The sequence below is a fragment of the Streptomyces liliiviolaceus genome (genome assembly GCF_018070025.1).
GTDB lineage: Bacteria > Actinomycetota > Actinomycetes > Streptomycetales > Streptomycetaceae > Streptomyces > Streptomyces liliiviolaceus.
Map to the genome: position 1 here is coordinate 6,022,340 of NZ_JAGPYQ010000001.1, position 23,744 is coordinate 6,046,083.

18 protein-coding genes are annotated in these 23,744 nt (G+C 72.1%); 10 read left to right on the forward strand and 8 right to left on the reverse strand.

Annotation, left to right across the window (positions count from 1 at the left end):
• Window positions 1-51 precede the first annotated feature (51 nt).
• From J8N05_RS26260 to J8N05_RS26275, 4 genes are all read left to right on the forward strand, one after another.
• Window positions 52-858, forward strand: coding sequence for an HlyD family efflux transporter periplasmic adaptor subunit (locus J8N05_RS26260; protein WP_210886666.1), 807 nt, complete (start codon window positions 52-54; stop codon window positions 856-858).
• Entirely contained in the window at window positions 855-3,122 is a 2,268-nt protein-coding gene (locus tag J8N05_RS26265) for an NHLP family bacteriocin export ABC transporter peptidase/permease/ATPase subunit (protein WP_247706492.1), read from the forward strand. The genes J8N05_RS26260 and J8N05_RS26265 overlap by 4 nt, the downstream gene beginning before the upstream one ends.
• Window positions 3,123-3,273: 151 nt before the next feature.
• A complete protein-coding gene (locus tag J8N05_RS26270) occupies window positions 3,274-6,042 on the forward strand; it encodes an NHLP bacteriocin export ABC transporter permease/ATPase subunit (RefSeq protein WP_210890398.1) in 2,769 nt (922 codons plus the stop codon).
• A gap of 206 nt (window positions 6,043-6,248) precedes the next feature.
• Window positions 6,249-7,757 (forward strand): MFS transporter, encoded by a 1,509-nt coding sequence (locus J8N05_RS26275; RefSeq protein ID WP_210886669.1) that lies wholly within the window; start codon window positions 6,249-6,251, stop codon window positions 7,755-7,757.
• Window positions 7,758-7,928: 171 nt separating this feature from the next.
• Here the strand turns inward: J8N05_RS26275 and J8N05_RS26280 are convergent, their stop codons facing one another.
• The 5 genes from J8N05_RS26280 to J8N05_RS26300 all read right to left on the reverse strand — a co-directional run bounded on the left by J8N05_RS26280 (window position 7,929) and on the right by J8N05_RS26300 (window position 13,622).
• Window positions 7,929-9,203: an MDR family MFS transporter gene (locus J8N05_RS26280; protein ID WP_210886671.1), complete on the reverse strand. Its 1,275-nt coding sequence runs from the start codon at window positions 9,201-9,203 to the stop codon at window positions 7,929-7,931.
• Window positions 9,196-10,923 (reverse strand): ABC transporter permease subunit, encoded by a 1,728-nt coding sequence (locus J8N05_RS26285; RefSeq protein ID WP_247706493.1) that lies wholly within the window; start codon window positions 10,921-10,923, stop codon window positions 9,196-9,198. Before J8N05_RS26285 ends, J8N05_RS26280 begins: the two co-directional genes overlap by 8 nt.
• Window positions 10,924-10,989: 66 nt before the next feature.
• The gene (locus J8N05_RS26290; protein WP_210886673.1) at window positions 10,990-12,489 is read right to left on the reverse strand and encodes an ABC transporter substrate-binding protein; all 1,500 of its coding nucleotides are present in this window, start codon (window positions 12,487-12,489) and stop codon (window positions 10,990-10,992) included.
• 67 nt (window positions 12,490-12,556) lie between these two features.
• Window positions 12,557-13,090 carry a GNAT family N-acetyltransferase gene (locus J8N05_RS26295; protein WP_210886677.1) on the reverse strand — a complete coding sequence of 178 codons (534 nt, stop codon included), beginning with the start codon at window positions 13,088-13,090 and terminating at the stop codon, window positions 12,557-12,559.
• A 16-nt stretch (window positions 13,091-13,106) separates the two neighbouring features.
• Window positions 13,107-13,622 carry a hypothetical protein gene (locus J8N05_RS26300; RefSeq protein ID WP_210886680.1) on the reverse strand — a complete coding sequence of 172 codons (516 nt, stop codon included), beginning with the start codon at window positions 13,620-13,622 and terminating at the stop codon, window positions 13,107-13,109.
• A gap of 260 nt (window positions 13,623-13,882) precedes the next feature.
• Between J8N05_RS26300 and J8N05_RS26305 the strand changes: the two genes are divergently transcribed.
• The gene (locus tag J8N05_RS26305; protein ID WP_210886683.1) at window positions 13,883-14,401 is read left to right on the forward strand and encodes an STAS domain-containing protein; all 519 of its coding nucleotides are present in this window, start codon (window positions 13,883-13,885) and stop codon (window positions 14,399-14,401) included.
• A 5-nt stretch (window positions 14,402-14,406) separates the two neighbouring features.
• Here the strand turns inward: J8N05_RS26305 and J8N05_RS26310 are convergent, their stop codons facing one another.
• The gene (locus J8N05_RS26310) at window positions 14,407-15,120 is read right to left on the reverse strand and encodes a MerR family transcriptional regulator (protein ID WP_210886685.1); all 714 of its coding nucleotides are present in this window, start codon (window positions 15,118-15,120) and stop codon (window positions 14,407-14,409) included.
• Between the two features lie 160 nt (window positions 15,121-15,280).
• Between J8N05_RS26310 and J8N05_RS26315 the strand changes: the two genes are divergently transcribed.
• Window positions 15,281-15,472: a hypothetical protein gene (locus tag J8N05_RS26315; RefSeq protein ID WP_210886688.1), complete on the forward strand. Its 192-nt coding sequence runs from the start codon at window positions 15,281-15,283 to the stop codon at window positions 15,470-15,472.
• Window positions 15,473-15,685: 213 nt separating this feature from the next.
• Here J8N05_RS26315 and J8N05_RS26320 read toward each other — a convergent pair whose 3' ends face one another.
• Window positions 15,686-16,114 (reverse strand): protease inhibitor, encoded by a 429-nt coding sequence (locus J8N05_RS26320; RefSeq protein WP_210886690.1) that lies wholly within the window; start codon window positions 16,112-16,114, stop codon window positions 15,686-15,688.
• Window positions 16,115-16,421: 307 nt separating this feature from the next.
• Between J8N05_RS26320 and J8N05_RS26325 the strand changes: the two genes are divergently transcribed.
• The 4 genes from J8N05_RS26325 (at window position 16,422) to J8N05_RS26340 (ending at window position 21,385) form a co-directional block, all read left to right on the forward strand.
• Window positions 16,422-17,021 (forward strand): hypothetical protein, encoded by a 600-nt coding sequence (locus tag J8N05_RS26325; RefSeq protein WP_247706494.1) that lies wholly within the window; start codon window positions 16,422-16,424, stop codon window positions 17,019-17,021.
• A gap of 260 nt (window positions 17,022-17,281) precedes the next feature.
• Window positions 17,282-18,922, forward strand: coding sequence for a purine-cytosine permease family protein (locus J8N05_RS26330; protein ID WP_247706495.1), 1,641 nt, complete (start codon window positions 17,282-17,284; stop codon window positions 18,920-18,922).
• Window positions 18,923-19,046: 124 nt separating this feature from the next.
• Window positions 19,047-20,057 (forward strand): hypothetical protein, encoded by a 1,011-nt coding sequence (locus tag J8N05_RS26335; protein ID WP_210886693.1) that lies wholly within the window; start codon window positions 19,047-19,049, stop codon window positions 20,055-20,057.
• Window positions 20,058-20,215: 158 nt separating this feature from the next.
• Window positions 20,216-21,385: a lactate 2-monooxygenase gene (locus tag J8N05_RS26340; protein WP_210886696.1), complete on the forward strand. Its 1,170-nt coding sequence runs from the start codon at window positions 20,216-20,218 to the stop codon at window positions 21,383-21,385.
• A gap of 48 nt (window positions 21,386-21,433) precedes the next feature.
• Here the strand turns inward: J8N05_RS26340 and J8N05_RS26345 are convergent, their stop codons facing one another.
• Window positions 21,434-23,164, reverse strand: coding sequence for an RICIN domain-containing protein (locus J8N05_RS26345; RefSeq protein ID WP_210886699.1), 1,731 nt, complete (start codon window positions 23,162-23,164; stop codon window positions 21,434-21,436).
• Window positions 23,165-23,744: the final 580 nt, after the last annotated feature.

Consider the following 23,744-nt stretch of genomic DNA (forward strand, 5'->3'; position numbering starts at 1 on the left):
GTTCGGTTCGCCCTCGGGACGTGCCATCAGTCACTCGCAGGTGAGAATTCCGTGCAGTTCCGCCAACAGGCCCTCGCCAAACTGCAGTCGCCGGAGGAGCTCGACCTGCCGGTGCGTTTCGCCCGCCCCCAGGGCTGGCTCGTGCTGTGCGTGACGGTCGTCGTCATGGCGGCCGCGTCGGTCTGGGCCGTGACGGGCTCCGTGGCGTCCACGGTGAGCGCGCCCGCCATCCTCACGCACGGGCAGGGCAGTTACCTTCTGCAAAGCCCCGTCTCGGGGCAGGTCACCGCGGTCCTCACCGAGCAGGGCCGCCGCATCAAGGCGAACGCCCCGGTCCTCAAGGTCCGTACGGCCAAGGGCGAGACGGTCGTCCGCAGTGTCGCCGCCGGCCGGGTCTCCGGACTCGCCGCGACGATCGGCGCGATCATCCAGACCGGCACGAACGTCGCCGCGGTGGAGAAGGTCGCGGGCGCCGACGACCCCCTGTACGCGACGGTGTACGTGCCCGCCGAGAACGCCGCCACGATCCCCGTGGACGCCGCCGTCGACCTGACCGTCCAGTCCGTGCCGACCCAGGAGTACGGGGTGCTGCGCGGCCATGTGAAGTCGGTGGACCGGGCCGCCCAGTCACCGCAGCAGATCGCCGCCTTCCTCGGCGACAGCCAACTGGGCGAGCAGTTCACCGAGAAGGGCAGGCCGGTGGCCGTCCTCGTCCGGCTCGACACCTCGTCCGGCACCAAGTCCGGCTACAAGTGGTCGTCCGCCGAGGGCCCGCCGTTCCGGCTCGACTCCATGGCCATGGCCTCCGGCTCGATCCGCCTGGACGACCAGCGCCCGATCGATTGGCTGCTGCCGTGACCGCCCCCCAGGACACCTCGTCCGCCACGCATGCCACCGGAGCGGAACTGCCGCCGCCCGTACGGGGCCGCCGCCGCTCGGCGCCGCCCAAGCGCAAGGTCCCCAAGGGCCGGGGCAGGCGCGTCCGTACGCCCACCGTCCTGCAGATGGAGGCCGTGGAGTGCGGCGCCGCCTCCCTCGCGATGGTCCTCGCCCACCACGGACGGCACATCCCGCTGGAGGAACTGCGCATCGCCTGCGGGGTCTCGCGCGACGGCTCGCGGGCCAGCAACCTGCTGAAGGCGGCCCGCAGTTACGGCCTGACGGCCAAGGGCATGCAGATGGACACGGCGGCACTCGCCGAGGTGCAGGCACCGGCGATCCTGTTCTGGGAGTTCAACCACTACGTCGTCTTCGACGGGATCGGGCGCCGTCTCGGCCGGCGCGGGGTGCACATCAACGACCCCGCCAAGGGCCGGCGTTTCATCTCCATGGAGGACTTCGACACCAGTTTCACGGGTGTCGTGCTCGTCCTGGAGCCGGGGCCGGACTTCGAGAAGGGCGGCCGCAGGCCCGGCGTCATGGGCGCGATGCCGGCCCGGCTGCGCGGCACCTCGGGCACCATGCCCGCGGCCGTGCTGGCCAGCCTGCTGCTGGTGGCGGTCGGCGCCGCCGTGCCCGCGCTCAGCCGCACCTACATCGACATGTTCCTGATCGGCGGGCAGACCTCGCTGCTCGGGGTGCTGTTCGCCTCCATGGGCGCGAGTGTCCTGCTGACGGTGGTGCTGACCTGGCTGCAGCAGGCGAACCTGCTGCGCGGCCGGCTGATCTCCTCGACGCTCAGCAGCGCCAAGTTCCTGCGGCATCTGCTGCGGCTGCCGGTCACGTTCTTCTCCCAGCGCAGCCCCGCCGACCTCGTGCAGCGCCTCCAGTCCAACGACGCGGTGGCCGAGACGCTGGCCCGGGACCTCGCGGCGGCGGGCGTGGACGCGGTCGTCGTGGTCCTCTACGCCGTACTGCTCTACACCTACGATCCGCAGCTCACGGCGGTGGGCGTCGGGGTGGCCCTGCTCAACGTGGTGGCGATGCGGGTCGTGATCCGGCTGCGGGCGACGCGCACCGCGAAGCTGCGGGCCGACAGCGCGCGGCTGACCAACACGGCCTACACGGGCCTGCAGTTGATCGAGACGATGAAGGCGACCGGCGGCGAGGACGGCTACTTCCGCAAGTGGGCGGGGCAGCACGCCACCACGCTGGAGGAGCAGCAGCGCCTCGGCGTGCCGAGCGCCTGGCTGGGTGTCGTCGCGCCGACGCTGGCGACGCTCAACAGCGCCCTGATCCTGTGGATCGGCGGGATGCGGGCCGTCGAGGGGCACATCTCCGTGGGTCTGCTCGTCGCGTTCCAGGCACTGGTGACCCGCTTCACCGCGCCGATCACCCGGCTCAACGGTGTCGCGGGCCGTATCCAGGACTTCGCGGCCGACGTGGCGCGGCTGAAGGACGTCGAGAACTTCGCCGCCGACCCGCTCTACTCGCGGCGCGGCGCGAACGACAGCACCCGCAGGCTGCAGGGCCATGTGGAGCTGGAGAACATCACCTTCGGCTACAGCCCGCTCGACAAGCCGCTGCTGTCCGGGTTCTCGCTGACGGTCGGCCCGGGCCGGCAGGTGGCCCTGGTCGGCGGCTCGGGCAGCGGCAAGTCGACGGTGTCCAGGCTCATCTCGGGCCTGTACACGCCGTGGGAGGGCGTGATCCGGATCGACGGGCAGTGGCTGGAGGACATCCCGCGCGGCGCGCTCGCGTCCTCCGTGTCCTTCGTCGACCAGGACGTGTTCCTCTTCGAGGGCACGGTCCGCGACAACATCGCCCTGTGGGACCCGTCGGTCCCGGACGAGGCGGTGGTCGAGGCACTGCGGGACGCGGCGCTGTACGACGTGGTCATGCGCCGCCCGGGCGGTATCCAGAGCCGGGTCGAGCAGGACGGGCGCAACTTCTCCGGCGGGCAGCGCCAGCGCCTGGAGATCGCGCGGGCACTGGTGCGCAGGCCCAGCATCCTGGTGCTCGACGAGGTGACGAGCGCGCTGGACGCGGAGACCGAGCAGCTCGTGATGGACAACCTGCGCAGGCGCGGCTGTGCCTGTGTGGTCATCGCGCACCGGCTCAGCACCGTGCGCGACAGCGACGAGATCGTGGTGCTCCAGCACGGCACGGTCGTGGAACGCGGGCGTCACGACGCCCTGGTGGCGGCCGGCGGCGCGTACGCCGAGCTGGTCAGGGAGCGATGAGATGACGTCCCCGTACCCCCAGAACGAGTACCAGCAGAACGAGTACCCGCAGAACGGGCACCAGGAGACCACCGGGCAGCAGTATCAGCCGCCCGGGCAGTACCAGCAGCCGGGCGCCGAGGGCGACTACGTGCTCGCCGCGCTCGGCGGCATGGGTGTCCCGGTCGACGGCTCGGGCCTGAACCGCCTGGACCTCGAAGGACCGCACGTGCTGTGGCTGGTCGCGGCCGGGGCCATGGACCTGTTCGCCGTCGACGCGGCCCAGCAGGGCCACTGGCACCACCTCGGCCGCCTCGAAACGGGCTCGCTGCTGCTCGGCCCGGTCGCGGGACCCCAGCACACGCTGGTCGGCAGGCCCCTGCGGGAGTGCGTCCTGCGCCGTATCGAACTGCGCGAGCTGCACCAGCCGCCGCAGACCGAGACCTGGACGTACGACGCGTACGGCACCCCCCAGTACGTCCCCCCGTCGACCAGCCCCCTGGAGTACGCCCTCTCCCTGGGTGTCGGCCGGGGCCTCGCCATCCTCTTCGAGGCGCCGCTGGCCACCGAGCGGGGCGCGGCCCTGACCGACGACGACATCCTGTGGACGCAGGTACCGCCGGGCAGTGTGCAGTACGGCTCCCTGTACGGCGCCGAGGCCGCGGCGGACCTGCTGGTCGACCCGGCGATGTGGCAGACGATGGTCGACCAGCAGTACCGGCTGCTGGCCACGCTCGACCGCTGGATCGAGCAGCTGGAGCGCACGCACGAGACCCGGACGGCCGCGGGCATCAAGGCGGGCGAGGCGGTCCGCGCGCAGGCCGACCGCACGCTGCTCGCCTCCATATCCAAACGCTCGGGCCAGGGTCAGGGCGCGGCCGACGCCGATGCCACGTACGCGGCGTGCAGGCTGGTCGCCCGTGCGGCCGGGATCACCCTCGCCGACCCCGCGAAGGGCGGCTCGGAGAGCGACCGTCTCGACCCGGTGGAGCGGATCGCGCTGGCGTCCCGCGTCCGGGCGCGTGCCGTCCGTCTCGACGGCCGCTGGTGGCGCGACAACGTGGGCCCCCTGGTCGGGCACCGGGTCGCCTCGGGCGCGCCGGCCGCTCTGCTGTGGCGGCGCGGCGGCTATGTGGCGGTGCATCCGTCGAGCGGCCGGGAGACACCGGTGGAGAAGGCGAACGCGGCGGAGTTCGAGCCGCGTGCGGTGATGTTCTACCGGCCGCTGCCCGACCGCGGGCTGACCCCGCTGCGGCTGCTGAGGTTCAGCCTCCGGGGCACGGGCGGTGACATGCGCAATCTCGCGCTCAGCGGTCTGGTGACGGTGGCGCTCGGCGCGCTGGTGCCGGTCGCGACCGGCAAGGTGCTGGGCGAGTTCGTGCCGAAGGCGCAGGAGAGCCTGATCGTCCAGATCTGTCTGGCCATCATGATCGCCAGCGTGGTGTCGGCGGCGTTCATGCTGATGCAGAACCTCACCATGCTGCGTCTTGAGGGCCGGATCGAGGCCACGCTCCAGCCGGCCGTGTGGGACCGGCTGCTGCGGCTGCCCACGAAGTTCTTCACCTCGCGCTCCACCGGTGAACTGGCCAGTGCCGCCATGGGGATCAGCGCCATCCGCCGCATGATGGCGGGCGTGGGCCCGGTGGTGGTCCAGTCGGTGACGGTCGGCGCGATGAACCTCGCGCTGCTGTTCTGGTTCAGTGTTCCGATGGCGCTCGCCGCGATCGGCATGCTCGTGGTGATCGGCGGGGTGTTCCTCGGGCTCGGGCTGTGGCAGGTGCGCTGGCAGCGCCGGCTGATCGTGCTGAGCAACAAGCTCAACAACCAGGCCTTCCAGACCCTGCGCGGGCTGCCGAAGCTGCGGGTCGCGGCGGCGGAGAACTACGCGTACGCGGCCTGGGCGGGCGAGTTCGCCCGCAGCCGTGAACTCCAGCAGCGGGTCGGCCGGATCAAGAACCTGACGACCGTGCTGGGCTCGGTGTATCTGCCGCTCTGCTCGCTCATCATGTTCATGCTGCTGGCGGGACCGGCGCGCGGAACGCTGTCGGCCGCCGCCTTCCTCACCTTCAACACGTCGATGACCATGCTGCTGACCTCGGTCACCCAGCTGACGGGTTCCTTCGTGTCGATGGTGGCCGCGCTGCCGATGTTCGAGGAGATCAAGCCGGTCCTCGACGCGGAGCCCGAGGTGCGCGTGGCGAGCACGCGGCCCGCCGAGCTGTCCGGGGCGATCGAGGCGAAGAAGCTGTCGTTCCGGTACACCGACGACGGGCCGCTGGTCCTGGACGACCTGTCCTTCGCGATCAGGCCCGGCGAGTTCGTGGCGGTCGTCGGCCCGAGCGGCTGCGGCAAGTCCACGCTGCTGCGGCTGCTCATCGGCTTCGACAAGCCGGTCGCGGGCAGTGTGCTGTACGACGGCCAGGACCTGGCCGCGCTCGACCAGTCCGCCGTACGCCGCCAGTGCGGTGTCGTGCTCCAGCACGCGCAGCCGTTCACCGGCTCGATCATGGACGTCATCTGCGGTACGGAGCCCTACACGCCGGAGGAGGCGATGGCCGCCGCGGAGATGGCGGGGCTCGCCGACGACATCAGGCGCATGCCGATGGGGCTGCACACGATCGTCTCGGGCAGCGGCGCGGTCTCCGGCGGCCAGCGCCAGCGGCTGATGATCGCCCAGGCCCTGATCCGCCGCCCGCGCATCCTGTTCTTCGACGAGGCGACCAGCGCGCTCGACAACGAGACCCAGCGCACGGTCATCGAGAGCACCCGCGCGCTCAACGCGACCCGTGTGGTGATCGCGCACCGGCTGTCCACCGTGATGGACGCGGACCGCGTCGTCGTGATGGAGGACGGCCGGATCGCCCAGCAGGGCACGCCCGCGCAGCTCCTCGCGGACACGGGCGGCCGACTGCACGAGCTGGTGCGACGGCAGATGCAGTAGGACTCGGGGGCCGGGCATCGGGACCAGGCTTCGGAACCGGGTTTCCGGACCTTCGCCCGGCCCTCAGGGTTGACCGCCGGGCGTGTGACGTCCGTCTCGCTAGCGAAACTTTGTCGTTTCGATGAAAGTGGTCTAGCCTCGAAGAGTACGAAACAGTTTCGTTTACGTACTCCCCGTGCCGAGCGAACTTTCCCTGGAGTCCTCCCATGTCCAAGACACAGACCCTGTCCGAGGACGCCCGCAAGGGCGCCCCGGACGCATCCGGCGCCGCGCGCCCGGCGAACCGGTGGTGGATCCTCGCGATCATCGGTATCGCGCAGCTGATGGTGGTGCTGGACGCGACCATCGTGAACATCGCACTGCCCTCCGCCCAGGCCGACCTCGGGTTCACCGACGGCAACCGCCAGTGGATCGTCACGGCGTACGCGCTGGCCTTCGCCTCGCTGCTGCTGCTCGGCGGCCGGATCGCCGACCTCTTCGGACGCAAGCCCGCCTTCCTCATCGGTGTCGCCGGATTCGCCGGAGCCTCCGTGCTCGGCGGCGCGGCCAACAGCTTCGGGATGCTGGTCGTCGCACGCGCCCTCCAGGGTGTCTTCGGCGCCCTGCTCGCACCCGCCGCGCTCTCCCTGCTGAACACGACGTTCACCGACGCCAAGGAACGCGCCAAGGCGTTCAGCGTGTACGGCGCGATCGCCGGTGCCGGTGGCGCGCTCGGCCTGCTGCTCGGCGGTGTGCTGACCGACGCGCTGGACTGGCGCTGGACGCTCTACGTCAACGTCGTCTTCGCCGTCGCCGCCTTCGTGGGCGGCTGGATCCTGCTCAACAACCACCGTGACGCCGAGAACTCCAAGCTCGACCTGCCGGGCGCGCTGCTGGTCTCCGCCGGTCTGTTCTCCGTGGTGTACGGCTTCTCCAACGCCGAGACGCACGACTGGGGCTCCGCCCAGACCTGGGGCTTCCTGGTGGCCGGCGGCATTCTCCTGGCGGTGTTCAGCTGGTGGCAGACCCGTGCCGCGCACCCGCTGCTGCCGATGCGCGTCCTGCTCGACCGCACCCGCGCGGCCTCGTTCATCGCCGTCCTGGTGACCGGTGCGGGCATGTTCGGTGTCTTCCTCTTCCTCACCTACTACCTGCAGCTGAACCTGGGCTTCAGCCCGACGAAGACCGGTGTGGCCTTCCTGCCGATGATGGCCGCCCTGATGGTCATGGCCCAGGTGTCCACGACGATCCTGGTGCCGCGCATCGGACCGAAGACCGTCATCCCGGCCGGGTTCGCGCTCGCCACCATCGCGATGGTCTGGCTGACCGCCATCGACGTCGACTCCGCCTTCTCGACCGCTGTGCTGCCGCCGCTGCTGGTGATGGGCGCCGGGCTCGGCATCGTGATGCCGCCCGCGATGGCCCTGGCCACGAGCGGGGTCGCGGCGGAGGACGCGGGGGTGGCGTCCGCCACGGTCAACACCATGCAGCAGGTGGGCGGTTCCATCGGTACCGCGCTGCTGAACACGCTTGCCGCGAGTGCCGCGACCAGCTTCCTGGTCGGCAAGGATGCGCGGGATCCGCTGGTGCGGGCCCAGTCGTCCATCGAGAGCTACACCACCGCGTTCTGGTGGTCCGCGGGGTTCTTCGCGGCGGGGGCGCTGGTTACGTTCCTGCTGTTCCGTCGTGGGGTGCCGGAGCAGAATTCCGACGCCGCGCCTGTCGTTCACATGTGAAACATGTGACACATGTGACACATGTGACACATGTGACGCTGTTGCGTCGTCGCTAGGCTGAGGGGTCGCCGTCTTCAGGGAGACGGTGGCCCCTCTTTGCGATTCCCCTCCCGGGGGTGCGTTTTCGTCTGCGGGGGTGTGGACGGCTGGTCGCGCAGTTCCCCGCGCCCCTCAAGGACGGGGCTGCGCCCCAGTCCTTGCCGGAGGGGGTTGGGGCAGTAGTGCTGTCGCTGCCGCCATGAGCGCTGCCAGGACCAGCCAGGGGACTGCCGGGGGGACGTTCGTGTCCAGGAGGGTGCCTGTGGTGGCGCTGCCCAGGAGGACGATCAGGCCGGAGATCGAGGAGAGGGCGCCTGTGTACAGGCCCAGTCTGTCGGGCTCGGCCAGGTCGGGGACCCAGGCCCGGGCCGCGGGGGCGACCAGCATCTGGCCCAGGGTCAGCAGGACCACGTAACCGGCCACCGGCAGGAGCCCCGCCGTTCCCGTCCAGGCGGCCGGGCGGGCCGCCGCCACCACCGCGAACCCCGCCGAGATGAGCAGCAGTCCCGTCACCATGGACCGGCGCAGGTCCAGGCGGTTGCCCGCCCAGCGTGTGACGGGCAGCTGGGCCGTCACGACCAGCAGTGAGGACAGGGCGAACAGCCAGGCCAGCGGCGCCTGTGAGCCCGTCGCCCGCTCCACCTCGACGGGCAGCAGCTGGTACAGCTGGTTGTACGCGAGCAGATAGGCGCCGTACGCGCAGCACAGGGCCAGGAAGCGGCGGTTGCGTGTCAGGCGGCGGAGTCCGCCGCCGGTACGGATCCGTGCCCGGCCGGGGATGCGTTGCGGCAGCAGCCACACGTGGCCCGCCAGGACGAGCACGAACACCGCCGCCCCGGCGAGGCAGACCGTGCGGAAGTCCACGCCCAGCAGCAGCGCCCCGATGAACGGGCCGATGAACGCGCCCGCCTGCCCCGCCACGGTGAACAGGGCCAGTACGTGGGTCCGCGGGCCCTCCCCCGCCTCCTCCCGGCACACCGCCTGCCGGGCCACCTCCGACTCGACCGCGGGTGAGAAGAGCGCGGCGGCGAAACCGATCAGGAGGACCGCCCCGATGACCGCCCAGGTGGCTTGCGCGTACCCGAGCCAGGCGAAGCCCGCGATGCGCAGGACGCAGCCGGCGAGCACCACCGGACGCACCCCGTACCGGTCCGCCAGCGCGCCGCCCACCACGAACAGGCCCTGCTGGCTGAAGGTCCGCAGCCCGAGGACCAGGCCGACCAGCCAGCCCGCCATGCCGATCGCCGTGCCCAGGTGTGCGGCGAGGAAGGGCAGGACCGCGAAGAAGCCGATGTTGAAGGCGAACTGGGTGAGGACGAGCAGGCGCAGCAGCGGGGAGAGGGAGGTGAAGGTGCGGAGGGTGGTGAGGGGTCTCGCCGGTCTGACGTGCGTTTCGGGTTCAGGCATGTCGGCGCCGTGCGCGTGGGGAGCGGGGTCGGGTGACGCCGCCGCCCGCCGTGACCGCGACGGCTCCCAGCAGGGCCAGCGCGGCGGCCGGTGCCAGTGACGCCCACGGCGCCCGTTCCGCGTACGGCTGGTTCTCGGACAGCAGCAGGCCCCACTCCGGGGACGGTGGCTGCGCGCCCAGGCCGAGGAAGCCGAGGGCCGCGAGGGACAGGGCCACTCCGGGCAGGCGGAGCAGGGCGTGGCGCAGGACCGGGGGCAGGACCGCGGGGAGGAGTTCGTGGCGCAGGAGCTGGAGCGGGGTCGCGCCCAGGCCCCGGGTCGCGGCGAGGTGGGTGGTGGCCTTCTCCTGACGGAGCAGGGCCGAGGTGTGGGCGGCCAGGGGCGCCCAGGCGACCGCCGTCACCGCGAGGGCCGGGGTGGCGGACCCGCTGCCCGCGACCGCGGTGACCAGGAGGGCCGCCAGGACCGGCGGGACCGCGTTGACCGTGTCGGCGAGCGGCCCGGAGAACCGCGGCAGCAGCCCCAGCAGCACGCCCAGGAGCAGCGCGGCGGCGCTGACCGCGGCGGCCAGGGCCAGGGTGTCCAGCGCTCCGTGGCCCACGCGGGCCAGTACGTCGCGTCCCAGCGCGTCCGTGCCGAACGGGTGCGTCCAGGACGGGGGTTGGAGCCGGGCCGTGGTGTCCAGCCCAAGGGGGTCGCGGGCCAGGCCCAGCACCACGACGGCTAGCAGCAGGCCCCCGTACAGCAGGGGCGGTGTCGTGGGGCGGGACGGTGTCGGGCGGTGCAGTGAGGGCAGTGCGCCGTCGCGCAGGGCCGGGCCGATCAGGAGGCGCGCGCCGAGGCGGGCGAGGCCTCCTACGGCCGCCGCCAGCACCACGAGGGCCAGGGTGCCGGCCTGGAGGACGGGCAGGTCCTGGGCGACCGCGGCCTGGAGGGAGAGCCGGCCCAGCCCCGGGATGTCGAAGATCTGTTCCACGGCCACCGCGCCGCCGGTCAGGCCGACGACGAAGAGTCCCAGGTTCGGCAGCAGGCCGGGTACGCAACGGCGCAGGGCCTGCCGTGCGACGGTGCGGCCGTGGACTCCGCGCGCGGCGGCCGCCAGCGCCCACGGTTCGGCGAACGCGCCCGGCAGCAGGTCGTCGAGCATCCGCCCGAGCAGCGCGCCCGCGGGCAGGCCGAGCGAGAGGGCGGGCAGCACCATCCACTGGGGGCCGTACCAGCCGAGGGCGGGCAGCCAGCCGAGCTGCACCCCGACGACGGAGGCGAGCACCGAGGCGGTCAGGAAGTCGGGCAGGGTGGCCAGGAACGCCGAGCCGGTGCCCGCGGCACGCCCTTCGTCGAGCCGTCGGCCGGCCCCGAGCCGCAGGGTCCGCGCGCACACCCCGGCCGCCGTGACCGCCGCGACGGCCAGCGCTCCGCCCATCAGCAGCAGCGAGACGCCGAGCGCCTGGAGGACGGACGGCATGACCTCCGCCCCGGAGATCCACGACACGCCCGCGTCACCGTGCAGGAGTCCGCCGAGCCAGTCGCCGAGCAGCCGCACCGGCCCGGCGTCCAGGCCGAGCTGCGCGCGGATCGCGTCCAGTACCTCGGGGGTCGCGGTGCGCTCGGCGGACCGCGCCCTGAGCACGGTGAGCGCCGGGTCCGTGCGCGAGAGCCACGGCAGCAGCCCGACGCCGCAGAGCAGGACGGCGACCAGGACGGCGCGCCAGAGCAGCACGGCAGCCCTGCCTCGGAGGGCGGTCCTGAGCAGGCCTGCCGCCCCGTTCACGTGCGCCGCCGCCCGTCAGCGCCGGGTGCCGACGCCGACGAGAGCGCGCTCGTACGGGTCGAGGAGCACACCGCTGACCTTCGCTCCGACGCCCGTGATGATCCGCTGGTGGACCAGCGGTACGACGGCGTCCGTGCCGAGGATCGCCGCCTCGGCGGTCATGGCGGCGTCCTGCCGCTCGGCCGTGTCACTGACCGACTCGGCTGCGGAGACGGCCTTGTCGACCTTCTTGTCGCAGAGCCTGGCCAGGTTGTAGCTGCCCTCGCAGGTGTAGTCGCTGGCGAGGATGGAGACCGGGTCGCCGGTGTCGAGCATGGTGTTGCGGGCGGACACGAACGCGTCGAACTTCCCGGCCAGCGCGTCGCTCTCCAGCCGCGAGTACTCGCGCACCTCCAGCTTCACCGTGAACCCGGCGTTCTCCAGCTGCTGCTTCAGCACCTGGGCGACCTCGGGCAGCTCGGGCCGGTTGTCGTACGTGGCCACGGTGAGCGTCTTCCCCGCGGCGGAGCCCGCCGCGGCCCGGCCGGCCGGCTCGACGCGCTTGTCGGCAGCCCAGGTGAGAGCGGGCCCGTAGATCCCGGCTCCGGCGTCGGCGTATCCCTCGTAGACGCCCTTGGCGAGGGCGGAGGTGTCGATCGCCTCACGGGCGGCGGCCCGCGTCCTCGCGTCCCTGAACGCGCCCGACCCGGTGTTGAGCAGCAGGCTGGTGGTGCGGGTGGTGGCGGTCTCGCGGCGGGTCGCCTTGTCGAGGGAGGCCGCCTGCGAGACGGGCACGGCCTCGGCGATGTCGGCCTCGCCGGTGCGCAGCGCGTTCGTGCGGGCGGTGCCGTCGGCTATGAACTTCGCGTCGACGCCGGAGGCCTGGGCACGGCCGCCCCAGTAGTCGTCGAAGCGGTCGAGGGTGGCCGCGGTGGTGCCGGTCGTCCCGGTGAGTTCGAAGGGGCCCGTGGCGGTGCCGACGGGGCTGACGGCGTCCTTCTTCGCGTACGCCTTCGCCGAGAGGATCACCAGGCCGGGGCTGGACAGACGCAGCGGCAGCGCCGGGTCGGGGTCGGCGGTGGTGACGCGTACCCGGCCGTCGCCCGCGGCCTCGGCGGTCAGTTCCACGCCGGACAGGGCGGCGGTCACGGGGTCGGCGCCCGCGGCGCGGGTGAGGGCCGCGGCGACGGCCTTCGGAGTGACCTCGGTGCCGTCCTGGAAGGCGGCGTCCCGCAGGGTGAACAGCCAGCCGCGGTCGCCGTCCCGGGTCCACGACTCGGCGAGCGCGGGAGCGGCGGCGCCGTTGGCGTCGAGGCGGGTCAGGCCCTCGGTGACGCCGAGCCTGCTGAGGAGGGTGGCGTCGGCGCCGTACGGGGAGAAGTTCTCGGCGGGCGGGAAGGCGAGCGCGACCTTCAGCCGGGCGCCCTCCGCGCCGCCGGAGGACTCGTCGCCACCGCCGGAGGCGAAGCAGCCGGTGAGCAGGGGGGCGAGCAGCAGTCCGGCGACGAACCTGCGACGGCGTGGCAGAGGGAGCATGGTCACTTTCGTTCGGTGCGAGGTGCGGGGTACCCGGTGCGGGCGGGCCGCGTCGTCGACGCAGGGGTCAGGGCAGGGGGACTTCGAAGTGGATGATTCCCTGGCCGCCGCCCGGTTCCTCGCGCTCGTCGTGGACCGCCTTGCCCAGCGAACGCCAGAACGCCTCGGCTCCGGGCACCGACGGGTCGGTGTGCAGATAGGCGGCGCGATAGCCGCCGTCGGCCACCGCGAAGTCGAGCAGTCCCGCGACGAGCCGGCGGGCCAGACCCTGTCTGCGGTCCTCGGGGCGGACGTACACCCGGCGCAGCTGGGCGGTCTCGCCGGAGGGGTAGCGCTCGGCCACGTGCCGCGGGTTCGGCGGGTGGGCCGGGCCGCGGGCGTCGAGGGCGGCGGTCGCGGCCACCGTGCCGTCCCGCCGGTCGACCGCGACCAGCAGGGTGTGGCGGACGGGCGCGACGTAGGCACCGTGGAGGTCGATGACGTCCCGGTGCCAGCGGGGTACGTACCCTGTGCCGAAGTCCCGGTACACGGTGTCGAGCATCACGGAGCGGGCGCCGTCGATGTCGTCGGGGGTCGCCGTTCTTATGCAGTAGTCGCGCACTTGCGCATCATATGCATTAAGGCTGCGCGGGTCCGCCCGGGGGCGGTGGATCAAGGTCGTACGGAGCCGCCGAGGGCTGGTGGGTCAGGCCGGTCCGCCGCCATGAGCCCTTCCATACGACCCAGACATGCCCGTCGGGTCCGTGGTGCACGTTCATTCCGTCGACGACGGCGAGCAGCGGCAGGTTCTTGGCGCCGGCCTGGTCCCCGGCGTCCAGCGGGACCGCCACGTCGTCGGTGGCCGCGACGGTGATGCCCGAGGAGTCCGCCGTGAGGACGATCCGGCAGGTGTCGGCGGCACTGCGCGCCAGCAGGCATCTGCTCGCGGAGCACCCCGCGTCGAGGACCGGGGAGACGAACGACAGCGGGGCGTCGATGACCTGCGTCACCGCGACGGCGGCGGCCTGGGCCGCGAACTCCCCGTCCTGGCGCGCGAAATGGGCCGTGAACTCCATCTCCCGGACAGGTTCCATGAGCCCGTGCTCGGTGAGCAGCGCGGGCCCGTCCGAGGAAGCGCGTACGGGCGTTCCCACCGCCAACCCTCCTTGGCCAGACAGTCGTACGAAGTGCGTGGTGCAGCCAGGGACTGGGGCAGCACGGCGACTGTACGTCGGCAACACACCCATGAACAGGGAGTGTTGAGCAAACATAAAGACCAAAAGTCAACGGCTATAGCCGAAATTCACTAGACCGAGTGAACTAGATCTTGCGTTGAGTGCGGTATGGATGGTTCCGGCGCGCTACGGGTAACAACCGAGATCGAATACGCCTGCCCCTGCACGAGGTAGCCGACATGCCACCCCAACCCCATGATCATGCCGCCGGACCATCCGAGGACGGCACCGAGGAACCCGGGCTCGCGGGCGCGGCGGAGCCCGGGGCCGAGAGCGCGGCGGCGTCCGGGCCCGAGAGCGCGGCGGGGTTCCGCCCGCCCCCGGCGAATCCGTACGCGCACAGCTACCCGGGCCCCGGGTTCGTCGTCGTCGAGGTGCTGGGCGAGATCGACATGGCGACGGCCGGCGCCCTGGGCGAGCACCTGGACGCCCTGACCTCGGCAGGAGTGCCCCAGGTCGTGGTGGACCTCCGGAAGGTCGAGTTCTTCGACTGCTCGGGGCTGCGGGTGCTGTGCCGGGCCGAGCGCCGGGCCAGGGAACTCGGCGGCACCCTCCGCCTGGTCTCCGACCGGCCCCGCATCCACCGCCTGTTACGCGCCTGCGATCTGCTGGGCCGCTTCCCGCCCCTGGCGGAACTGCCTCCCGCGCCTCCCGCGCCTCCTGCATCTCCCGGACCTCCTGCGGCTCCCGAGGACTGAGGGATCTACCGAACCGTCTTCCCGAGCCGTTCGAGATAGGCGTCGAGCGCGGCCGAGCCCCGCAGCCGGGTCAGGCTCCGTCGAAGCAACTCCCGCTCCCGTCCGGCCAGTTCGGCCCGTACCCGCTCAGGGCTGCCGCCGGTGCGCAGCGCGGCCAGGACCGGGGCGATGGCGGAGAAGGGGTGCTCGCCGCGCCGCAGGAGGGCGACGATCCGGGCCAAACGGGCCTCCGACGCCGAGTAGGTGCGATATCCGGTGGACCTTTCGCGCGTGGGCCGCAGCAGACCCCGGGCCTCCCACAGGCGCAGCACGGGGGTCCGCACGCCGATGGCGTCGGCCACCTCTCCGATCCGCAGGCCTCCACGGTCCGCCGCCGGGGTGTCGAGCGTGACCAGCGTGTCCAGGACGCCCAACACCTCGGCGAGTTCGCCCCGTTCCCGGTGGAGTTCGGCGTGGCTCGCGTCGAGTACGGCGAGGGCGGTCTCCAGGTCGTCGCCGTGCACCGCGCGCATGACGGCCCCGGCCGTCGGCCAGCCGTGCCCGGCGGCGAGCGCGCGGGCGGCCGTGAGCGCGTCGGCGTGCACGTCCGTGAACACGCGATAGCCACTGTCCGTGCGCTCGACGGGCGGCAGCAGGCCCGTCTCCACGTAGTTGCGCACCTGCTGGGTCGAGATACCGGCCGCCCGTGCGAGATCGACGGCCCGGAGTCTGTCACCCACCCCGGCTCCTCACGCTCGCTCCAGCACCCCGGTTGAGGGTTTCAGCGTACGACGCCCTCCGGAACAGGCCATTTGTGGGCCCAAGTCTCACAAAGCAATTCAATGGAACGATTGAAGGCAAGGCGAAGGCACAGGCAACCCCCAAGAGGAGAGCGCCCGAATGAAGTTCACTCTCGAAGTCGACATGGCGGACACCGGCTGGGAGGGGAACGCGGTCCAGGAGCTGGAGCGGATCCTGCGCTACTGGGGCGGCAACCTCCGGCACTACGAGTTGAAGCCCGGCGACGGGTCGGCCCTCTACGACTCCGGACATCGCGAGGTCGGGACCTGGAGCGTCACCGCCCCGCGGTGACGCCGATGACCCGATGGTGTCGATGCCGTCGATGCCGTCGATGCCGTCGATGAAGCCGGACACGACAGGGCCGGCGGAGAGACGGCCCCACTCCGTCTCTCCGCCGGCCCCTGTTGCGAGGTCACGCGGCACTCCGCGACGGGACTCGCACTCCCCATCCGCTTACGCGGGCCTCCGCCGACGCACTCGGAGGACCGCGCGACCCCGGCCCTGTCAGTACGTGAAGACGGTCGTCCCGTAGGAGTTCTTCACGCACTCGTTGGAGAAGGTGCGCTCGTAGGAGATCCGCCTGCCCTGCCAGACGCCGTCGACCGTGACGACGACGGGGTCGTACTCACGGGTGCACAGGACGTCGGATCTGGTCGTCAGGGCGTTGAAGTCCCCGCCCGAAGCACGCAGTTCGGCGCAGGCAAGGAACGCGGCCGGGTGGGTTCCCGAGGCCGTCGGCGCACAGTTCAGGGTGACCGCGCGTTCAGGTGTGGCTTCGGCCGCGATCTCCCCGTGGCCCGTGGTGAACACCAGGGACGAGGGGGCGTAGAGCGCGGTCGGCGACGGGGTGGCGAGGGCGGTCCCGGCCAGGGGACCGCAGACGGCGGTGGCCGTCAGGGTGATCGTCGCTGCCCAGCGCGCGGTGTTCGGCATTGTGTGCATCCTTCCGCTCGGTCGAACGCCGCACCGGCTCGGTGTTGCCGGTGCGGCGAGCGCGAGTCTGCCGATTCCGCGGCGGAAACACACGTCGACCCCACCGATTTCAGTAACCTTGCGTATTGAATCAGTGGCGCGAAGTGACGGAATTCGAACACGCCCCCCTTGGAACTGAGCGGGCGCCAGGTCGCCGCGGAGACCCGCTGGCCGGATATCCCCTGCTCAGCAATAGGCCTGAAACATTCCGCTTCAGGCTGGGCGCAGACCTCTTGCGCCTCACCCCGGGGCGAGTAATCGTCATTACATGATTACAGCCGAACAGCACGAGAAATTGCGCGGCTGGTTCGCCGGCCGTCTGCCCGACGACCTCTTCGAGAGCCTCGGCGAGGTCACGGCCGACCGCGAGGAGATCACCGTCATCGGCCGCATCCGCGAACCCCGGCTCGCCGAGGGCGCCTCGGACGCCGAGCGGGAGGCCGCCGTCGGCTCCCGGATCCAGGAGTTCCGCGAGCGCACCCGCGACGCCCGTGTGGCCGTCGCCCGGGACGCCGAGCACCGCTTCGGGAAGAAGGTCTCGTGGGGTGTCGAGTGCGGGAGCGAGCGCGCCCTGTTCACACATGTCGCCGCCCCCGTCATGACGCGGCTGCGCCAGCCGCAGCGCCAGGTGCTCGACACCCTGATCGCCGCCGGGGTCGCCCGCAGTCGCAGCGACGCCCTCGCCTGGTGCGTACGGCTCGTGGAGCGCCACACGGACGACTGGCTCAGCGAGCTGCGGGACTCCCTGGAGCAGGTGCAGCGGGTCCGCGCACAGGGCCCCGACGGACCGGAACCCACCCCGAACACGGCTCCGGCCCCGGCCTCGGCCCCGGAGGACAAGCTGGCCGCCACCGACGACGACAGCTGACCCCGCCGGCGACCAGCAACCAGCGCCCGGCTGGGGTACGCGAGGGTGGAGCATTCCTCCACCCTCGACCGCCAAGATGGACGGTTCATCCACTGGTGCGGCCCTCGGTCCGCCCCATAGCTTCGGCAGACCACCGCACCAGGGGACGGCTTCCCCGCGCCGCGCGCACCCCCGCGCGGCGGCACGCCGTCCCGTCAGCCGCGTCACCACGCGCTCCCCCGCCCAGCCCGCCAGGGCCGGTCCATCGCTGGAGCCCCTCCTTGTCCCAAAACTCCCCGCTCGCCCCGGCCTCCCCCGTCACGCCGCCGCCGTCGCTCACCGAGGTCGAGCCGTACGGTGTCGAGCGGATCCCCGACGCGGACCGCAGCGCGAGCCCGCTCGATCTCTTCCGGCTCGCCTTCGGCGGGGCCAACACCTTCTCCACCTGCGTCCTCGGCGCCTTCCCCATCCTCTTCGGGCTCTCCTTCTGGCAGGGACTCGCGGCGACTCTCCTCGGCGTGCTCGCGGGCGCGCTGATCCTCTGCCCGATGGCGGTCTTCGGACCGGTCAACGGCACGAACAACGCCGTCTCCTCCTCCGCCCACCTCGGAGTGCACGGCCGGGTCGTCGGCTCGTTCCTGTCCCTGCTCACGGCGATCGCGTTCTTCTCGATCTCGGTGTGGAGCTCCGGTGACGCCCTGGTCGGCGGCGCGCACCGGCTCTTCGGCCTGGAGCGCGGCAACCTCTCGTACGTCGTCGCGTACGCGCTGTTCGCCGTACTGGTCCTCGCGGTGTGCGTGTACGGGTTCCGCTTCATGCTGTTCGTCAACAAGGTCGCGGTGGCCTCGGCGACCGTGCTGTTCCTGATCGGCCTGGCGGCCTTCGCCGGGGACTTCGACCCGTCGTACGCGGGCGTCTTCACGGCGTCGGCGGACGCGGCGACGCAGGATCTGTTCTGGCCGTCGTTCATCGGCTCCACGCTGATCGTGCTGTCGAACCCGGTGTCCTTCGGCGCGTTCCTCGGCGACTGGTCGCGCTACATCCCGGCGAACACCCCGCGCCGCCGGGTGGTCGGGGCCGCGTTCCTGTCGCAGATCGCGACCCTGCTGCCGTTCGTCTTCGGTCTCGCGACGGCGAGCATCATCGCCGCCAAGGCCCCGGAGTACGTCGACCCGGCGGCCCCGGACTTCGTCGGCGGGCTGCTGGCCATCTCGCCGAGCTGGTTCTTCCTGCCGGTGTGTCTGCTCGCGCTGATCGGCGGCATGGCGACGGGCACGACCGCGCTGTACGGCACGGGGCTCGACTTCTCCTCCGTGTTCCCGCGGCTGTCGCGGGTACGGGCGACGGTGCTGGTGGGTGTGCTGTCCATCGCGTTCATCTTCGTGGGCCGGTTCGGCTTCGACCTCGTCCAGAGCATCTCCACGTTCGCGACGATGATCATCACGTGTACGACCCCGTGGATGGTCGTGATGATGCTGGGCTTCCTCACCCGTCGCGGCTGGTACGACCCCGACGCGCTCCAGGTCTTCAACCGGCGTCAGCGCGGCGGCCGTTACTGGTTCACGCACGGCTGGAACTGGCGCGGCATGACCGCCTGGTGGGTCTCCGCGCTGCTCGGTGTCCTCTTCACGAACATCCCCGGCCAGTTCGTGGGTCCGCTCGGCGATCTGGCCGGCGGGGTCGACATCGGACTGCCGATCTCCCTGGCCGTCGCGGCGGTCCTGTTCCTCGGCCTGCTGTGGTTCTTCCCCGAGCCGAGGGCGGCGTACGGGCCGAAGGGCGCGCGGCTGGTCCGTACCGTGGACGTGCCGGTACCGCCGATCACCGGACCTGGGACGGGGCCGGAAACCGGAGCCGAGGCCGGTCACGGCGCCGGGGCTGGGGCCGGGGCGAACAACGGCCCGATGGCGGCCGACGGCTGACGACTCCCGGGGCTTGGCGCCGCGCGGCCCCCGACACACCTCGACAGATCCCGACAGCGAAATCCGGACAGCTCCCGCCGCAGGGGGGCTGCCCGGGAACGCGGTCTTCGTAGACTGCCCCGCCATGGGAGAGATCTACGGACTGGGCGAGATCACCTGTCCGTCCGGTGAGTTGGTGATCGTCGACGGCGGTCATCTGGGCATGTGGAGCGGAGAGGGTTCACCGGCGCTGGTGGACCCGGGAGCGTTCGGCGTCCAGGATCCGGCGGTCGCCGCCGATGTGGGCGCGGCGACCGACTTCCTGATCACCGGCCCCGACGCCGACACCGCGGCGCACTCCTTCGGCCGGCAGCCCGGCCGGACGCTCCACGACATCCCGGCGTCCGGGGCCGCGCGGCTGGTCGAACTCTTCGGCGCGCACTGCCGGGAGCAGGGCCTGGACGCCGTCCTCGAAGCCTGCGCCGAACGGGTGCCGCACCGGGAGCGGGTACGACAGTGCGCGGAACGCGGCGGAGGCTGCTTCCTGATGAACGGCGTACCGGTCGTGGCCCTCGGCGGATTGCCCCGGGACCGTCCGCTGCCGGTCCTCGCGACGCACAGCGGCATCGTGGTGCCCATCGCCCCCTCCCCCGCCGTCGCCGCCGTCAAGTCGGTGGAACTGGGAGAGATCCGCGTCGACTGGGCCCGGTTGCTCTTCGGCGACGCCGACGCGCTGAGCGCCTGGCGGCACGACGACCCCGTGGACGGGCTGGCCGACGTCGCCTTCTGGGGCGCCGCCGAGGCCGACGCCGTCACCGAGTTCGCGGCCCCCGACCTGGGCGAGCCCGGCGAGAAGGGCGTGAAGGGCTGGACGGGACTGCCGATGCCGGACGCGATGCGGCTGGCCACGGCTCTCTTCGACTGGAAGGACGCGGACCCGGCACGGCGCCTGATGGTGGACTTCCGCCCGCACTCCCACCACTGGCAGATCATGCGGGCGGTCCGCGCCTCCCCGCTGGAGTCCGGCACCGTACAGGTCGGCGGCGCACAGGTCCTGTGCGCGATGACGGGCCAGGGCGACGGCTGGTTCCCGGTCACGGCGGACCTGGACCCGACGGGCCGCCTGGTGTCGGTACGGGTGTCGTTCCCGGCCTGAGCGTGCCGTTACCCGCCTGACCGTGCCGTCCCCGTGCCTGAGCGTGCCGTCCCCGTGCTGGACGGATCTTGTCCCGCTCGTCAGGATCGTCGCGGGGCCGTGGGCCGCGACGGCACGGGCCCGGTCACCGGATCCAGGGCGAGAGGCGGAGCGTACGGATGACGAAGCACTGGGCGGACTTCCAGTACGAGATCTATCTGAACGGCATGACGGGAGCGGTGCCCCGGCTGCCCACCGATCTGACCCGGCTGGAGGAGCTCACCGGACAGCGGCTGGGGCCCGGCCCGGTGGGCTATGTGGCGGGCAGCGCGGGCAACGGCAGTACGGCACGGGCCAACCGGGCGGCCCTGGAGCGGCGCAGGATCGTGCCGCGCATGCTCCGGGACGTCCACGAACGCGACCTGTCCGTCGAGGTGCTGGGCCGCCCGCTGCCCGCGCCCCTCGCCCTCGCACCGGTCGGCGTCCTGTCGATCATGCACCCGGACGCCGATCCGGCGGCGGCCCGGGCCGCCGCCGCACAGGGGGTTCCGTTCATCCTGTCGTCCGCCTCCAGCACGCCGATGGAGCAGGTCGCGGAGGCGATGGGCGACGGGGAACGCTGGTTCCAGCTGTACTGGGCGAAGGACCGCGAGGTCACGAAGAGTTTCCTGGACCGGGCGAAGGCCTGCGGGTTCACCGCGCTGTTCGTCACGCTGGACACCCCCCTGCTGGCCTGGCGGCCCCGCGACCTGGACCAGGCGTACCTGCCGTTCCTGCACGGGGTGGGCACCGCCAACTACTTCTCCGACCCCGCGTTCCGGGCAGGTCTGGCCAAGCCCGTGCACGAGGACCCGAACGCGGCCGTCATGCACTTCGTCGGGATGTTCGCGGATCCCGCGAAGACCTGGCCCGACCTGGAGTTCCTGCGGGAGAACTGGGACGGCCCCATCGTCCTGAAGGGCGTCCTGCACCCCGACGACGCCCGGCGGGCCGTCGACACCGGGATGGACGGCGTGGTCGTCTCCAACCACGGCGGACGCCAGGTGGCCGGTGCCGTCGCCGCCGCCGACGCGCTGCCCGGGGTGGTCGAGGCCGCCGGAGACCGGCTGACCGTCCTCTTCGACAGCGGGATCCGCACGGGCGACGACATCTTCAAGGCACTGGCACTGGGCGCCGAGGCGGTGCTCGTCGGGCGTCCGTACGCCTACGGGCTCGGCCTCGACGGCCAGGCCGGCGTCGAGCATGTCATCCGCTGTCTGCTGGCCGAACTCGACCTGACTCTCGCCCTGTCGGGACACGCGGGGCCGGCCGACCTCGGCGCCGACGACCTGGCGGAGGGGACCGCCTGACCGGCGCCACGGCCACGAAGCCGTCCGCCGCGAGGCGGGATCCGCCGGTCACCGGCCGAGGGCGGTGACCGGCCTCGCCGGCAGGAGGGACAGCGCGGGCGGCGGGCCGGCTCCGGCGCCCGGCTCGGAGCCGATCCGCGTGTCCGCGGCGGACCGGTCGGCGGCCGGCCCGCCGGACGGCGCGGCCGTTCCCGCTATCGACAGCGACTCGGGCGTCGCCCTGGTGTCGTCGGTGAGCCAGCGCTGGTCGTCGCCGCGGTCACGGATCTTCACCACCACCTCCGCCCCGGCCTCGTCCGCGGCGGGCGCGACGGCCAGCTCCGCCTGCCAGCGGGGCAGCAACTCGCCCCGCACGGTGAGGTCGTAGCGCACGTCGTCACCCCTCTTGGCGGACGCGGCGGCGCAGTCGCCCAGGACGATCACGCCGGCGTCCACGTGGGAGTCGAGGCACAGTTCGGGGTCGGCGGCGCTGCGCAGGAGGCCGTCCCTCTCGTACGCCCACTTCTGTGTCGCGGCGGCCGAGCACGCGTCCAGTTCGGCGCCCGCGCCGGCTTTCGCCCGGTCGCCCTTGACGTCGAGGCAGAGGTCCGCGGCGAGGTTCCGCAGCCGGGTCCTGATGGGACCGGTGGGCAGCCCCGCCGAGTCCGGCGGGGCGGACGACCTGGCGGGCGGGGCCTGCCCGCCGGGGGAGAGACTGGCGGACGCCCCGACGGTGGCCGACGGGTCGGCCCCGTCGCCGTCCGGCGACCACGGGCTCGTGGCCAGGACGGTCGCGAGGACGGCCACCGAGACCAGGCCCGCTCCGGTGAGGAGTGCCTTCGTGTGCCGTGGGCCCGGGGAGGAGTGCCGCCCCTGCCGGACGGAGCGCCGGGACCGCGGACGGGGACGGCCGCCGCCGCCCGCGCGTCTTCCGGTGTGCCGGACGCCCCGGGCCGCCGAAAGGCCGCCGCTCGGCCGCGATTCGAGATATCGGCGGGCGCCCCAGCCGAGCACGCCTTCGGCGAGCAGCCCGCCGAGACCGCCCTCGAAATGGCTCAGTTGCTCGGCCGCGTAACGGCAGAAACGGCACGCCAGCAGATGTTGCTGCACATCGGGGAGCAAGGCGCCGCCGCGCCGAATCGGAACGTCCAGGAGACGGTTGTAGTAGCGGCAATCCTTGTTCGGCGCGAGTTCACGGTGGGCCCGTACACAGCCTTCGCGGAATTTCTCCCGGGCCTGTTCGAGCGCGGCCGACGCGTTGTCGACATCCATGCCCAGCAGACCGGCCGGTACGGATATGTGCTCGGCCTCGACCTCGGTGTGCCAGAGCACGCACTGGGCGAGTCCCGGAAGCGCTTGGAAAGAACGTTCCGCGAGCTTGCGATTTTCCGGCGTCATGGACTTCGCCACGCGCATACCGCGGCCGCCGGCCGGTTTCCGGAGATCCGGCAGGGCCTCGGATATCCGGTCCTCCGCGGACCACACCTTGATGATGTCCCGTACGGCCACCAGGAGCTGAGGGCGCAGGGCGGCAGCGGAACCGGCGCGCCGGAGGCGTTCCAGTACCTGCTGGAAGGCGGCGGCGGTGACCATCGAGGCGACGTCCGCCGAGGAGGCGAGGCAGATGACCGCGTAGTCGTGCGTCGACTGCCAGTGCCGCGCGAGCAGGAGCGCGACGGGGTGGGCCAGTTCGTCCTCCGGCTGCGCCCTGAGGAGGGCGGCGAGGCTCTCGTCGGATTCTCCGGGGGCGGCACCGGGGACGGGCGGATACGGCGGACGAGGCGGGTGGGGGGTGTGCACTGAGCGGTTTCCTTCCACGGCACAAGGCGGCACACAGGAGTTCTGACCGCCGAAAAGGAGCTCCTGTTGGTGCGTACCTTTCGGGCTTGGCGCACGGAAAGCGGCCGGGACGTCTCCCACTCGGCATCCGCCGGCCGTGAGCCTTTCGGGCCCGACGGCACGATGAAATCCCGAACGGTGAATCAGACCTGGCCATTGGCCATGTGCGAGGAAGTTCACCCTTGCACATGACGCTCACGCCCAACAAGGCACGTGAGCCACTTCAACGACATCCGCCCATTGAAGGAAAGTCAGTATCCATCCCGGTCAAGTCGTCGGGCCCTTCTCGGCAACTCGTTCCGGTCCGTCCCGGTCAACTCATGGCGGGCGGAAAGGTCCGGCCGGGTATTGGCCGCCGAGCACCCCGTGTGAAGCGTGTACCCGCGACCGGGGCCCGCGCACGCTCCCGGCACGGGAGAACCGGCAGTCCACTGGTACCCGGCCCTTCTCGGAAGGCCCCGCGCGGGACGGCGGCTCTCCCGCGCGGAACGGGCCGTCGACCCCGATCTCCCGCCCTCGGTCGGCGGCCCCGAGGGCGGGT